Genomic DNA, 13586 nt, shown 5'->3' with positions numbered 1-13586 from the left:
GTAGGGCCTCCGGGGCGGGCGGAGCCGTGGCCGAAAAGGTGGCCCGCGACACCCGTGCGCCCTCCTCGCCGAACACGGCGTCACGGCCGCCGATCTCACCGGCGGTACGAACGCCTGGGCAGCCGGAGGCCACGCGCTGCACCGCCCGTCCGGCGGAGCGCGAGCCTCCTGGGCCATGGAGCGTCAGGTGCGGTTCACCGCCGGTGCGCTCGTCCTCGCCGGGCTGGGCCTCGGACTGCTGCACCCGGCCTGGCTGTCGCTGTCGGCCGGGGTCGCGGGCGGCCTCGTCGTCTCGGCGCTCACCGACACCTGCGGCATGGCGTCGCTCCTGAGCAAGCTGCCGCACAACCGCCCGCGCCCCGCGGATCTCGCCGCCACGCTCACCGCGCTCGCCGCGCCCGGGGGGCGATAGCCGGCCCCGTCAGCGCATGAGGTCCCGTACGGCCTGGGCGATCCCGCTCTCGTCCAGGCCGTCCGCGTCTGCCCACGGCCGGCAGGCTGTCCGGTCCGGCGGTGGCGCGCAGCACGGGGTCCGGGGCGGCGCCCACGGCGAGGACCCGTCGCGTGATCCCGCGCGCTTCGCGGGCGCGGTCGGCCGGTTCCGCCGGGCCGGGGTGGGGACGTACCTCGAACCGGGCCGGGCGAGGTCTCGGCGCGGATGATCGGCGAGCGGGCCGCCCGTCGACGACGGCGGCGACGAGGCGCCGGCCGTACGCGCCGGGCCCGGGACCGGGGGGCACCGCCGGGCGGTCGAAAGTCGTTCCCGGTGCCTCACGCCACCGACGTAGGCTGAAGCTCCGCGCCCCGTCCCCACTCCCCGACCGACCTGCCGAGGAGCCCTGTGAGCACCCCTGAGACCACGGCCGAGCGGCAGCCGCCCACCTGGCGGCTGCTGCTCGGCTATGTAAGGCCCCACCGTTGGGCGCTGCTGCTGGGCGCGCTGCTGTCCCTCGTCACCGGCGCCACCGGCCTCGCCCTGCCGCTGGTGGCCCGGGAGCTGATCGACGACCTGTCGCACGACCGGACCATCACCTGGGCGCTGGTCCTGATGTCCGTGCTGGTGGTCACCAACGCGGCGGTGGGCGCGGTCGGTTCGTACGTCCTGCGGCGCACCGCCGAGTCCGTGGTGCTCGGCGCGCGGCGCGCCCTGTCGTCGTATCTGCTGCGGCTGCGGATCACCGCGGTGGACCGCAGCGAGCCGGGCGATCTGATGGCGCGGATCACCTCCGACACCACCCTGCTGCGCGAGGTGACCACCGACACCCTGGTGGGCCTGGGCACGGGCGGGCTGACGCTGGTCGCGACGGTGGTGCTGATGGGTCTGGTGGACCCGGTGCTGCTGGCCGTGACCCTGGGCGTGATCGTGGGCGCGGGCCTGGTGTTCGGGGTGATCGTGCCGCGCATCAACAAGGCCAGCCGGGCTGCGCAGGACGCGGTCGGTGCCATGGGCGCGTCCCTGGAGCGGATTCTCGGCGCGCTGCGCACGGTGAAGGCGTCCGGTGCCGAGCACCGCGAGGAGGAGACGATCCACGCGGCGGCCGAGGAGTCGTGGCGGCAGAGCGTCCGGGCCGCCAAGTGGTCTGCCGCCGCCGGGAACACGGCCGGGCTGGCCATGCAGATCGCCTTCATCACCGTACTGGCGGTGGGCGGCGCCCGGGTCGCCACCGGCGCCATCGACGTGGGCACCCTGGTGGCGTTCCTGCTGTACGTGTTCTATCTGATGTCGCCGATACAGCAGGTCGTGGGCGCGATCACCCAGTACCAGACCGGTGCCGCCGCGCTCTCCCGCATCCAGGAGGCGCTGCGGCTGCCCGCCGAACCGGCCGCCCGTCCGGCACCGCTGCCGGCCCCGGACGCGGCACCCGCCGCGCTCGCCTTCGACGAGGTCCGTTTCCGGTACGCCGACGATCTGCCGTACGTCCACCACGGGGTGACCTTCGAGGTCCCGGCGCAGGGCATGACGGCGTTCGTGGGCCCGTCGGGCGCGGGCAAGACGACGGTCTTCTCGCTCATCGAGCGGTTCTACGACCCCGAGGCGGGCCTCATCACGGTCGACGGCCGCGATGTCGCCGAGTGGGAGCTGTCCCGGCTGCGGTCAGCGATCGGTTACGTCGAGCAGGACGCGCCCGTGCTGTCCGGGACCCTGCGGGACAACCTGCTGCTCGGCAATCCGCAGGCCGACGAGGCGGCCCTCCGGCGGGTGCTGAAGACGACCCGGCTGGACGGTCTGGTCGCGGGGCTCCCGCAGGGCCTGGAGACCCTGGTCGGCCACCGGGGCACCAAGCTGTCCGGCGGTGAGCGCCAGCGGGTCGCCATCGCCCGGGCCCTGCTGCGCCGCCCCCGGCTGCTGCTGCTCGACGAGGCGACGAGCCAGCTGGACGCGGTGAACGAGGCGGCGCTGCGCGACACGGTCGCCGATGTGGCCCGTACGACGACGGTGCTGGTCGTGGCCCACCGGCTGTCGACGGTGACGATGGCCGACCGCATCGTGGTCATGGACGCGGGCCGGGTCCGCGCGGTCGGCACCCACCGGGAACTCGTGGCCGCCGACCCGCTGTACGCGGAGTTGGCGGCCACTCAGTTCCTCGCGACGGCCGGGTAGCCGGGGCGCCGGACGGCTCAGAAGACGGCTCAGAAGGGGAAGTGCGCCTGCTGGGTGGCGATGGTCACCCAGCGGGTGTTGGAGAACGCCTCGATGCCCCAGCGGCCGCCGAAGCGCCCGTAGCCGGAGGCCTTCACACCGCCGAAGGGGGCCATCGGCTCGTCGGCCACCGACTGGTCGTTGACGTGCACGATGCCGGTGCGGATCCGGCGCGCGACGGCCAGTCCGTGGGTGGCGTTCTCGGTGATGATGCCGCAGCTGAGGCCGTTGTCGGTGTCGTTGGCGACGGCCACGGCGGCGGCGTCGGAGGCGAACGTCTCCAGCACGCAGAGCGGGCCGAAGGACTCCTGGTAGTAGAGGTCGGCGTCCTTGGGGACGTCGGTGAGCACGGTCGCCGGGTGCACCGCGCCCTCCGGCTGCCCGCCCCCGGTGAGCACCGTGGCGCCCTTGGCGACGGCGTCCTTCACCAGCGCCGCGATCCGCTGGGCGGCGTCGGCGCTGACCAGCGGACCGACCACCGTGTGGGGGTGGTTCGGGTCACCGGCCTGGAGGGTGCCGACCTTGGCGGTGAATTTCTGCGCGAACTCCTCGGCCAGCGACTCGTGGACGAGGATGCGGTCACCGGACATGCAGATCTGCCCGGCGTTCATGAAGACGCTGAAGGTGACGGCGTCGACCGCGTAGTCCACGTCGGCGTCGTCGAGCACGATGACGGAGTTCTTGCCGCCCAGTTCCAGTACGGCGGGCTTGAGATGACGGGCCGCGTGCTCGCCGATGATGCGGCCGACGCCGGTGGAGCCGGTGAAGTTCACCGCGCGCACCCGCTCGTCGGAGATCAGGGCCTCGGCGATCTCCGCGGCGTCCTCGGGCGCGTTGGTGACGACGTTCAGCACGCCGTCGGGCAGCCCCGCCTCCCGGAACACGTCCGCGACCAGCAGCCCGCAGGCGATCGGCGCGTCCTCGCTGGGCTTGACGACGACGGTGTTGCCGGCGGCCAGCGGTGCCGCCACGGCCCGTACGCCGAGGATGACCGGCGCGTTCCACGGCGCGAACGCGGCCACCACGCCCAGGGGTTCGCGTACCGCGAGGCTGAGCGCGCCCTCCTTCTGGCTGCTGAGGACCTCGCCGCGCGGAGCGGTGATCGCGGCCGCCGCCTCGCGCAGGATGCTCGCCGCGAGTGCCACGTTGAAGTACGCCCACGGCCGGGTGCCGCCCGCCTCCCGGGCCATGATGTCGGCGACCTGGTCGCCCCGGCCCTCCAGCAGATCGGCGGCCTTGAAGAAGATGGCCCGCCGGGCGAAGGGGGTGAGCGCGGCCCAGTCCTCGAACGCGGCGTCGGCGGCGTCCACGGCCCGCCGGACGTCCTCCGGCCCGGCCGCCGCGACGGTCGCGTACACCTCCCCGGTGTACGGGTCGAGGTCCTCGGCGGTGCGGCCGGACGTGGCGGGCACGTCCTTGCCGCCGATCAACAGGTCACGGGTCATGGCCATGGTGCGGCTTCCTCGGGGTACGTAGCGACGACGGTACGCGATCGAGCATGATCGCTCATGACCGCTCGTAGTGCGAAATTCAATTACTTTACTTTTCCGTGATGCTCTGCCCGGCCCCCGGGAATGTCAAGAGCCCCACCGCGGTGTCCACGCGGCGGGGCTCCCGGTCCGGTACGACCGGCTTCGCTACTCGATGGCGCCCAGCAGGCCGAGGGCGGGCGCGGCCATGTCGGTGACCTGGTGCAGCTCGTTCAGCCGGTTCAGCTCGTGGACCTGGTTGAGGCTCTTGAGCTGCTGCGAGGGACGCGGCAGGGTCTCCTTCTGCTCCTCCGGGAGATCACTGGCGGCGAGCGAGTCCAGCGCGGCCATCGGGCTGAACGTGGTCGCGTCCGCGGTGGCGTCCGCGTTCGCCATCGGTGCGGCCAGGCCCGTGACACCGACGGCGAGACCCACGGCGGCGACGATACGTCGAGTTGAGATCATGCCCTCAGCAACGGCCGCCGGCCCCGGACGGTCACGGCCGCTCACCCGTGAGGCGCATGCCTCCGGCCGCGCGGCGCACACCCCGACTGCGAGGCGCACGTCCCCGGCTGCGCTTGCCGGGTGCCGCGCGACGGAGGAGCCTTTCAGGGAGAGGCCTTTCTCGGCCCGCTCCCCCCTGCCGGGCCACGGCCTTCGAAGGAGGTCACCCATGGGCACCTCGACAAGCCCCGCCTTCGACACCGAGGCGCTGCGCCGGGGCACGGAGGAAGCGAACGCGGCGACACTGACGTCGCTCTACGCGGACGACGCCGAACTGCGCGTCGTGGACCGCAACACCCAGCCCAGCCACCCCAAGGTCATGCACGGCCGGTCCGAGATCGGCGCGATGTACGACGACGTGTGCAGCCGGGAGATGACGCACAAGGTCGAGCAGTGTGTCGTCCAGGGCGATCAGGTCGCCTTCACCGAGTCCTGCGAGTACCCCGACGGGGTGCGGGTCCTGGCGAGCTCGATGATCTCCCTGCGCGACGGCAAGATCATCGACCACACCATGATCCAGGCCTGGGACGAGTAGGACGAGTCACCGGTCAGGTGGGGATGCCCAGTTCGTCCAGGAGCCGGTGCATCTCCGCCACGGGAGCGCGGGGTCGGACGCCGCCTGTTGGGCCGTGTCCCACTGCCGCGGCAACTCGTCGATCCGGGCGGCCGGGAGCCGGGGATCCACCACCGCGGCCTTCTGTACCCAGGGGCCTCGTCATGGCAGTGGCGTTCGATCAACTCCGCCGCGGCGTCGGGGTCGTGCACGGCGAGCCGTCGTAGGGCCGGGTCGGGTCGTCCGCGTACCGGGCGAGGCCCTTCCTCGGGAACCGCGGCATGCGCACCATGTCGTAGGTGGAGTAGCCGTGCCACTCCAGGACCGTCCGCGGCAGCGTGTCCGCCGGTGCGTCCGGCTGGTTCTCGCAGATCATCAGCCGGACCACGAAGTCCTCGTCCTGAGCGAGCAGTTCGACGAGTCGGCCGGGAGCGCCGGGTGGGTGGCGGCGCTCCGGCGCAGTCGGCGGTGGGCGGAGGCCACACAGGCGCGCGGGGCCACCGGCGAGCGGCCCGCCGTACCCGCCGCACTGCCGCGCGCCCGGGCGACCGTCGTACCCGACGATCACCGCGCTCGCCGGAGCGGACGGTGACCGCGGCGGAGCACCGACCGGGGTGGTGAGGGCCGCCGATCGGCTCCCCCGGCCGGTAGGGGCACTTTCGGTCAGGGGCGCTCTCCGTCAGGGGCGCTTTCGGGTCATCGCGGTACGGTCCCCCTGTCTCGACGGGGTCGCGACGCCATACTGACGGGCGTGCGTGTAGCGATCATGACGGCGGGTTCCCGGGGTGACGTGGCCCCCTACACCGGGCTGGGACACGGGCTGGTGCGGGCCGGGCACGAGGTCACGCTGGTGACGCATGCCCGGTTCGAGCCGCTGGTGGCGGGTTCGGGGGTCGCCTTCCACTCCATGCCCGTGGATCCGCGGGAGGAGCTGGAGTCGGAGCGCGGGCAGGGGCTGCACCGGAGTTCCACCGGGGCCGGGAAGCTGTACCGGGCGGTGGAGATGGCCCGGAGCGTGGTGGGGCGGATGGCCGGCGATCTGGTGGCCGCCGCCCGTGGCAGTGACGTCCTGCTGCTGGCCGGCACCCTCGCGCCCCTCGGCCACACCATCGGCCAGGGGCTGTCGCTCCCGAGCCTCGGCGTGAACCTCCAACCCCTGGCGCCCACACGGGAGTTCGCCCCGCCGATGACCGGGGTCCGCTCCTGGGGCCCGGTCGTCAACCGGGCGGCCGGGCACGCGGTGAACGCCGCCGTCGAGTGGATCTTCGCGGAGGAGGTGCGCAGGCTGCGCACCGAGTACGGGCTGCCACACACCGGCCGGGTGGCCGCGCGGCGCACCCGGGACCGGCCGGGCCGGCCGGTGTTCCACGGCTTCAGCCCCCGGGTGGTGCCCCGCCCCGGGGACTGGCGGGCGGGGTTGGACGTCACCGGTTACTGGTGGCCGTACGACCGCGAGGACCGGCTGCCCGCCCCGCTGCTGGACTTCCTCGACGCCGGGCCGCCCCCGGTCTTCGTCGGCCTGGGCAGCGCGACCGTGCCCGATCCCGAGCGGATGAGCGACGAGGTCGTGCGGGCCCTGCGGGCGGCCGGGCTGCGCGGGGTGATCCAGCGCGGCTGGGGCGGACTGCGGGGCGAGGGCGACGACATGGTCACCGTGGGCGAGGTGCCGCACTCCCTGCTCTTCCCGAGGACGGCGGCCGTCGTCCACCACGCGGGCGCGGGCACCACGGCGGCCGGCCTGCGCGCCGGGGTCCCGGCGGTGCCGGTGCCCGTCCAGTTCGACGAGGGCTTCTGGGCCGCCCGCCTCGTCGCCCTCGGGGTGTCCCCCGCGGCCGTACCCCTGCGCGGCTTCACGGCCACCGCGCTGGAGGCCGCGCTGCGACGGGCGACCGGCGACCCGTCGTACGGCCGTCGCGCCCGGGCCCTGGCCGGGGAACTGCGCGCGGAGGACGGGGTGCAGCCGGTCCTGGCGGCGGTGAACCGGCTCGCGTGGGACCGGTGACCGGCTCCCCGAAAAGCGCCGGTCTTCCGCCTCAGCCCTCCTCCGGGCGCCACTCCGCCGGCCGCAGTATCCCCAGCAGCAGTCGGACCAGTTCGTCGACGACCTCGTCGAGGGGGGCGTCGACCCAGCCGGCCTGCCAGTCGTGGAGGAGACCGTTGACGCCGCCGATGAAGGCTGCGGCGGCGATGCGGTAGTCGCGGTGGGCGGCCTCGCCGCGCTCGGCGGCCGCGGTGGCCTCGGCGCAGATGAAGTCGATCCAGCGGGAGCGGCGTTCGAGGCGCTGGCGCTCCATGCGGGGGCTGACGCCGATGATCTCGGTGAAGGTGATGCGCAGTCGGCGCGGGTCGCCGGTGACATTGGCGGCGTAGGCGCGGAACGCGGCGGTGGCGCGCTCGGCGACCGGCCGGCCGTCCGCCGTGGCGAGACCCGTGAGCGCGGCCTCCTCGGCCCAGTCGTTGACCTGGAGGTGGAGGGCGGCCAGCACGTCCTCCAGGGTGTGGAACTCCTCGTAGAACTGACGGGTCGACAGTCCGGCGGCCTCGCTCAGCGCGGCGATCGTGGTGCCCCGGAAGCCGGGGCTGTCGCCGAAGAGCTGGAGGCCCGCGTCGAGGAAGCGGCCTCGGCGCTCGGCACGGCGCTCCGCCGCGGACCTGCCCCCGTAACGGCCGGTGGGCTGTTTGAGCCTGCCCGACACGCTTCTCCTCCCGACGGATCGCCACTCGACGCGACGGCCGGATCGGCCGTCGCCCGATTTTGTCGTGTCCCTGGTCTTGTGGTGAAGCGGGACCGTTCCTTACTTTCCAGTAAGTACATTTGAAAGCCAAGGTATTCAGACTTCCCGCTTCCCTTTTCTTCCCCCACGCCCCTTGAGCTCGTTGTCATGCCCTGAGCAAGCAGGAGGAACCGACCATGTCCGACACCCGCACTCCCCGCCGCCGCGGAAACCGCCACCTCGGCGCCGTCGCCGCCGCACTCGCCCTGACGGCCTCAGCCGCCGTGACCGCCACCCCGGCGAGTGCCGCGGCCGATCTGCGGGAGGTGATGTTCGTGGGCAACAACTGGGAGGGCACCGCCGACGTCATCAAGTCCTCCGGCGACTTCGCGAAGGTCGGCCGGGTCAACGTCATCCCCGACAAGGACGCGCGGATGGCGGAGATCAACGCCGATCCGATCCGGTGGATCGCCTTCATGACGATCCGGAACAGCGTCGGCGAGGGCCACGACCAGTTCGTGGACGACATGTACTCCACCCCGGACGGCGCGTCGATGGTCGTCTCCCGCCCGAGCTTCGCCGACGTGGTCTCCATCAACCTCACGACCGGCGCCATCAACTGGCGCTTCCCGGTGGCGGGTTACCGCTCGGACCATATGGCGGTCTCCCCCGACGGCAAGCGGGTCGCCGTCTCCGCCTCGACGTCGAACACGGTGCATGTGCTGGACATCGTCACCGGCAAGCAGCTCGGTTCGTTCAAGACCGGCGACAAGCCGCACGAGAACATCTTCACCAGCGACGGCAAGTACATCTGGAACATGGCGATCGGCGATGTGAACACCCAGACCGACGCGCCCTGGCTGGACTGGACGAAGGGTGACCGGAAGATCACGGTCGTCGACACGAGCACCTTCCAGCAGGTCAAGGTGATCGACATGCGGGAGCGGCTCAACGCCATCGGGCTGTCCGACTACTCGGACGCGGTCCGGCCCGCCGCGTTCTCGCCCGACGAGACGAAGCTGTACTTCCAGGTGTCGTTCTTCAACGGCTTCTTCGAGTACGACATCGCCACCGACAAGATCACCCGCACCAAGACCCTGCCGAAGTCCGCGGGGGTCAGCGACGACCGCACCACCTTCGTCAACGACTCGCGCCACCATGGCCTCACGATGAAGCCGGACGGCACCAAGCTGTGCATCGCCGGCACCATGGACGACTACGCGACCGTCGTGGACCGCGCGACCCTCCAGGAGGGACCGCTCGTCCCCGTCTCCAAGCCGTACTGGTCCACCGTCAGCGGTGACGGCAAGTCCTGTGTGGTCTCCGAGAGCGGTGCCGACCAGGTCACGGTGATCGACTTCGCCACCGGGAGGAAGACCGTGTCCGTCGCAGTCGGCGACCACCCGCAGCGAGTGCGTCTCGCGCAGGTGCCCGCCAACTGGACCGGACCCTCGGCTAACTGAACTCAGAGGTCAGCCAGTTCGACAGCTCCGTCCGTGCCGCGCTCAGTTGCGTGGCGGACGGGGCTGTCGCGCCGTTGGTGACCAGGGCGTAGTGGAGCTTGCCCGTGTCGGCGGCGGTGAGGAGCAGACGGCGACTGCCGGTGCCGCCCGGCTCCTTGGCGGCGGCGATCGGTGTGGACGTGGTGTACGCCGGGGGCGCGGCGGTCACCCCCAGGTCGGACACCACCGTGGTGGACGCGGTGGGGAAGGACGCCGGGAGGTGCAGCTCGGTCGGTTCGGTGCTGCCGTCCGAGCGCCAGACCAGCAGGGAGTACTGGCCGGAGCCGACGAGCGAGGAGACGTTCGGCAGGGAGCTGGGCACCGGGTTCCACGTCAGCGTCGTGGAGCCGTCGCGCGAGCGGTCCTCGTAGGTGAAGGCGACCGTGCTGCCCGCCGTGGCGCTCGGGTAGATCCGGTCCAGCATCCGGGCGTCCTGGCGGAGCACGGCCGTACCGGAGTCGTCGAGACGTACGGCGGAGAGGTCCTCGTCGTTCCAGGCGTCTCCCTCGACCTTCACCTCGTCGGGGTTGTCGTTCATCAGCTCGTGGTGGCGGCCCCAGTAGATGTCCCACTGCCACTGGGAGCCGGAGAGGACCGGGCCCGAGGAGGCCGGGTCCGACCACCAGTTGACGCCCTTCACCCGGGAGTCCAGCGCCTGGTACATGGCCTTGTAGACCGTGGGCGCCTTGTCGGAGACCGAGCCGCTGAGCGGGTGGCCGAACTCGCTGATGATCGCCGTGGTGCCGCCGGCGGTGGCCCGGTCACGCACGGTACCGAAGTCGTTCACGTACTGGCCGTTCTCCGCCTTGCCCCACATGAAGACACCGGAGATCGCCTTCTGGTCGTAGAAGTGGGTGTTGAAGACGTAGCGCGGTCCGATCGTGCCCGCGTCGAGGAGTCCGCCCTCCTGCTTCTGGAAGTCGATGTTGGCGTTCCAGAAGAGGTTCGGCTCGACGAAGGCCGGCTTGGACTGCCAGCCCGCCGCGTCCATCCGGGAGCGGAACTTGACGTAGAACGGCCACAGGACGTCCTTCTCCCACGTCCTGCTGGTCTGTCCCGAGTCGAGGATGCCGGGATGCGGCTCGTTCCACGGGTCGAAGCCGACGACGCCCTGGAACTGGGCGGACGTGAGGTTGGACTTCACGTACGTCATCGTCTTCTGGGCGGTGTCCAGGAAGGAGTCCTGGAGCCCGTAGGCGTTGTGCCAGAAGTCGTACGTGGACTCCGTCACGGCCGCGTTGGACGTGATGTTCTGGCCCCAGAACGGGCAGATCCCGCAGTACTCGTCGGGATAGTCGCCGAGGTCGACGGCCCACTTGGGGGCGCCGTCGCCGGTGTACCAGCTGTCGGAGTCGAACAGCCAGCGGGAGTAGAGGTCCTGGTGGAAGTCGGGGTAGACACGGATCCCGGCGTCCAGGAACGCTCCCATCTGCGCGGTGGCCGCCGCCAGGTAGGAGGTGCTCACCTGCCCGCGCACCGGTTCGGCGTACGCCCAGGACAGCAGGAAGCGGACGGAGTTGCCGCCGCCGAGCGCCCTGAGCGCGGTCGCCGACTTCTTCGCGTCGGCGACCGAGGCGAAGGGCAGACCGTTGTTCTCCTTGAGTTTCGTCTCCCCCGAGACGTTGTAGCCGCGCAGGACGACCTCGCGGCCGAGTCCGTCCTTGAAGCGGCCGCCCTCGACGGTGAGGGTGGCCGCGGCCTGCGAGTCGAACCAGAGTTCGTCCGTGAGAGCGGAGGCGGGCTGGGTGGGGCCCGCCGTGGTCAGGAAGCCGGTGACGAGTACCAGGACACCGAGCAGACGAGTGCGCAATCTTGACATGTCCGCCACATTCGACATGTGCACTACCGTCCCAATAGGCAGGCTGGCCGTCAATAGCAACTGACGCACGAGTAAGTACCCGTTTTAGCAAGAGAGTTCACCTGTCACGGCCGATTCTTTGCTCTGCGCGACCCGGTGGGGCCTTGCACGCCCGCGCGCGGACCCGATAAAGGCCCCTCGTGATCCTCCGGCGCCCCTCAGGCGCCCACCCGCCGGGTCAGGTGCAGCAGGTACTCCTTGCGGTCGAGGGGATTGTGGTCGGTGCGCGGCCGTTCGGGGACCGTCGGGCCGCCGACCGGCGCGTAGTGGTCGAAGGCGGTCTCCAACTCGCCCTCGCCCCCGGTCACTCCGGGCAGCCGCTGCTCCAGCGCGTGCACCCGGGCGGCCGGCACCAGTCCCTCCAGCCGTACGGCCGTCCCGGTCGTCCGCGTGTCCTGCGGTACGGCGCGCAGCGCGGCCAGCACCGGCAGGACGGCGCCCAGGGTGTCCGCCGGGGCGTCGAGACGGAAGCGGTGCATCGGCTCGTGCACGCGGGTACCGGCCCGCCGCAGCGCGTCCATCAGCACCAGCGGGGTCAGTCCGCGGAAGTCCGCGCCCGTGCTCGACATGCTCTTGTCGAAGCCCTGGTGGGCGTGGCTCTGCCGGGGCGAGTAACCGGAGTGCGTCATCGCCACCGCGCAGTCGGGGACCCGCCAGCCGTGGACGCCCTGCTCCAGGCCCTCCCGCACGGTGTCCTCGACGGCCTTGAAGAACGCGTACGGCATGGATCCGAGCTCCACCTCCAGCCGGAAGTCGACTCCGGAGCCGACCGGCGCCGGGTCCACCCGCAGCCCGACCGTCGCGAGGAACGGGTTGCCGTCCTTCTTGTTGAACTCGACGGCCGCGCCGGCGCCGACGAGGCGCTCGACGCAGATCGTCGTCGTCTCGCGGAAGGCGACGTCGATGCCGTACTCGTCGGCGAGCGTCGCCTGCACGACCTCCTTCTGCACCTCCCCGTACAGCGACACGGACGTCTCCTGCCGGAGGTCGTCGTGCCGGAGGCCGATCAGCGGGTCCTGCTCGGCGAGTTGGGTGAGGGCGAGGTGGAGGGCTCCCCTGTCCTCGGCGCGGGCGGGGAGGACGACCGTTTCGAGGGTGGGCGGAGCGAAGTGGTGCCCGGCCGGCGCCTGCTCGCGCGGTACGCCGACGGTGTCGCCGATCCGGATGTCGGCGAGGCCCCACAGCTGTGCGATCCGGCCGGCCGGGACGGCCGCCCCGCGAACGGCCGTTCCGCCTTCGAAGACGCTGATCGCGGTGACCTTGCCCTCGCGCCCGCCGTCACGGAAGGTCAGCCGGTCCCGGGTGCGCACCGTCCCGTCGAACATGCGCACGTAGGCGATCTTCTCGCCCGCCGGGCCTCGTTCGACCTTGAAGACCGTGCCGGATACCGGGGCGTCGGCTTCTGCGTCCGTCGCGGGCAGCAACTCCCGGATGCCGTCGATGAGTTCGCCGATGCCCGCGCCGGTGATCGCGGAACCGTGGAGGACCGGGTGGACCAGGGCCCCGCCGGTCTGGGCGGCGAGTGCCGCGCGCAGCCGGGCGACGGGGACGGCCGTCCCGTCGTCGACGTAGGCGGCGAGCAGACCGTCGTCGTGCTCGGCGAGGAGTTCGAGGAGCCGGGACGGAAGGGGGTCGTACGGGGTGAAGTGAGCCCGCGGTGTGCCGAGTTCACCGACCTCACCCATGGGCACGATCGCCGGGGTGAGACGTGCCGCGACGCTCTTCAGCAGGTCCTCGTGGCGCGCGCCCCGGCGGTCGATCTTGTTCACGAAGATCAGCGTGGGGATGCGCAGGCGTCGCAGGGCGCGCATGAGGACGCGGGTCTGTGCCTGGACGCCTTCGACGGCCGAGACGACGAGAACGGCCCCGTCGAGCACGTTCAGGACGCGCTCCACCTCGGCGATGAAGTCGGGGTGGCCGGGCGTGTCGATGAGGTTGACGGTGATGTCGTCGATCTCGAACGAGACGACGGCGGACTTGATGGTGATGCCGCGCTGTCGTTCCAGCGCGAGGGAGTCCGTACGCGTGCTGCCGTCGTCGACGCTGCCGATCTCGTCGATGACTCCGACGGTGTGCAGCAGGCGTTCGGTGAGGCTGGTCTTACCTGCGTCGACGTGCGCGAGGATGCCCAGGTTGAGTGTGCGTGACAAGCGTCATGTCCTTCGAGATGGGGGTGGTTCCTTCCTGGGTGGACATGAACGCGGCGCGCATCGGGGCTCCTTGGTCGCTCGGTGGGGCTTCTCCCGCAGTGCATCAGAGGGCGGTGAGCGGCCGCAACGGGATTAACCGTGGTCCCCGGACGCCGGACGGGCCGGGCGTCGCTGCCGCGCGGGGTCCGGGGCGGA

At 71.7% G+C, this 13586-nt stretch carries 10 protein-coding genes and 1 pseudogene; 5 read left to right on the top strand and 6 right to left on the bottom strand.

Going from position 1 to position 13586, the window contains the following annotated elements:
* Positions 1-55: 55 nt before the first annotated feature.
* Positions 56-412, top strand: a pseudogene (locus OG272_RS44300) (YgaP-like transmembrane domain); the annotation flags it as partial.
* Between the two features lie 429 nt (positions 413-841).
* A complete protein-coding gene (locus OG272_RS44295) occupies positions 842-2602 on the top strand; it encodes an ABC transporter ATP-binding protein (protein ID WP_326574097.1) in 1761 nt (586 codons plus the stop codon).
* Between the two features lie 29 nt (positions 2603-2631).
* On the opposite strand, the gene OG272_RS44290 is transcribed toward OG272_RS44295, so the two are convergent.
* Both OG272_RS44290 and OG272_RS44285 read right to left on the bottom strand, forming a co-directional pair.
* On the bottom strand, positions 2632-4092 hold the full coding sequence (locus tag OG272_RS44290; protein ID WP_327726458.1) for an aldehyde dehydrogenase family protein: 1461 nt from the start codon (positions 4090-4092) through the stop codon (positions 2632-2634).
* A 186-nt stretch (positions 4093-4278) separates the two neighbouring features.
* Positions 4279-4575, bottom strand: coding sequence for a hypothetical protein (locus tag OG272_RS44285; RefSeq protein WP_326574099.1), 297 nt, complete (start codon positions 4573-4575; stop codon positions 4279-4281).
* A gap of 208 nt (positions 4576-4783) precedes the next feature.
* Between OG272_RS44285 and OG272_RS44280 the strand changes: the two genes are divergently transcribed.
* Positions 4784-5149, top strand: a complete 366-nt coding sequence (locus OG272_RS44280; RefSeq protein WP_326574100.1) for a nuclear transport factor 2 family protein — start codon at positions 4784-4786, stop codon at positions 5147-5149.
* 199 nt (positions 5150-5348) lie between these two features.
* Here the strand turns inward: OG272_RS44280 and OG272_RS44275 are convergent, their stop codons facing one another.
* Positions 5349-5735, bottom strand: coding sequence for a hypothetical protein (locus OG272_RS44275; RefSeq protein WP_405895877.1), 387 nt, complete (start codon positions 5733-5735; stop codon positions 5349-5351).
* 198 nt (positions 5736-5933) lie between these two features.
* Here OG272_RS44275 and OG272_RS44270 point away from each other — a divergent pair, with 198 nt between their 5' ends.
* The gene (locus OG272_RS44270) at positions 5934-7169 is read left to right on the top strand and encodes a glycosyltransferase (RefSeq protein ID WP_405896136.1); all 1236 of its coding nucleotides are present in this window, start codon (positions 5934-5936) and stop codon (positions 7167-7169) included.
* 31 nt (positions 7170-7200) lie between these two features.
* Here the strand turns inward: OG272_RS44270 and OG272_RS44265 are convergent, their stop codons facing one another.
* Positions 7201-7863 carry a TetR/AcrR family transcriptional regulator gene (locus tag OG272_RS44265; RefSeq protein ID WP_326574102.1) on the bottom strand — a complete coding sequence of 221 codons (663 nt, stop codon included), beginning with the start codon at positions 7861-7863 and terminating at the stop codon, positions 7201-7203.
* A 215-nt stretch (positions 7864-8078) separates the two neighbouring features.
* Between OG272_RS44265 and OG272_RS44260 the strand changes: the two genes are divergently transcribed.
* Positions 8079-9344, top strand: coding sequence for a YncE family protein (locus OG272_RS44260; protein WP_326574103.1), 1266 nt, complete (start codon positions 8079-8081; stop codon positions 9342-9344).
* Here OG272_RS44260 and OG272_RS44255 read toward each other — a convergent pair.
* Positions 9337-11220 (bottom strand): endoglycosylceramidase, encoded by a 1884-nt coding sequence (locus OG272_RS44255; RefSeq protein ID WP_405895876.1) that lies wholly within the window; start codon positions 11218-11220, stop codon positions 9337-9339. The two genes, OG272_RS44260 and OG272_RS44255, sit on opposite strands and share 8 nt — an antisense overlap.
* A gap of 179 nt (positions 11221-11399) precedes the next feature.
* Entirely contained in the window at positions 11400-13391 is a 1992-nt protein-coding gene (locus OG272_RS44250) for a GTP-binding protein (RefSeq protein ID WP_405895875.1), read from the bottom strand.
* Between the last annotated feature and the right edge of the window lie 195 nt (positions 13392-13586).

This window comes from Streptomyces sp. NBC_00104 (assembly GCF_045160825.1).
GTDB lineage: Bacteria > Actinomycetota > Actinomycetes > Streptomycetales > Streptomycetaceae > Streptomyces.
This window is presented reverse-complemented; position numbering and strand designations above follow the sequence as displayed.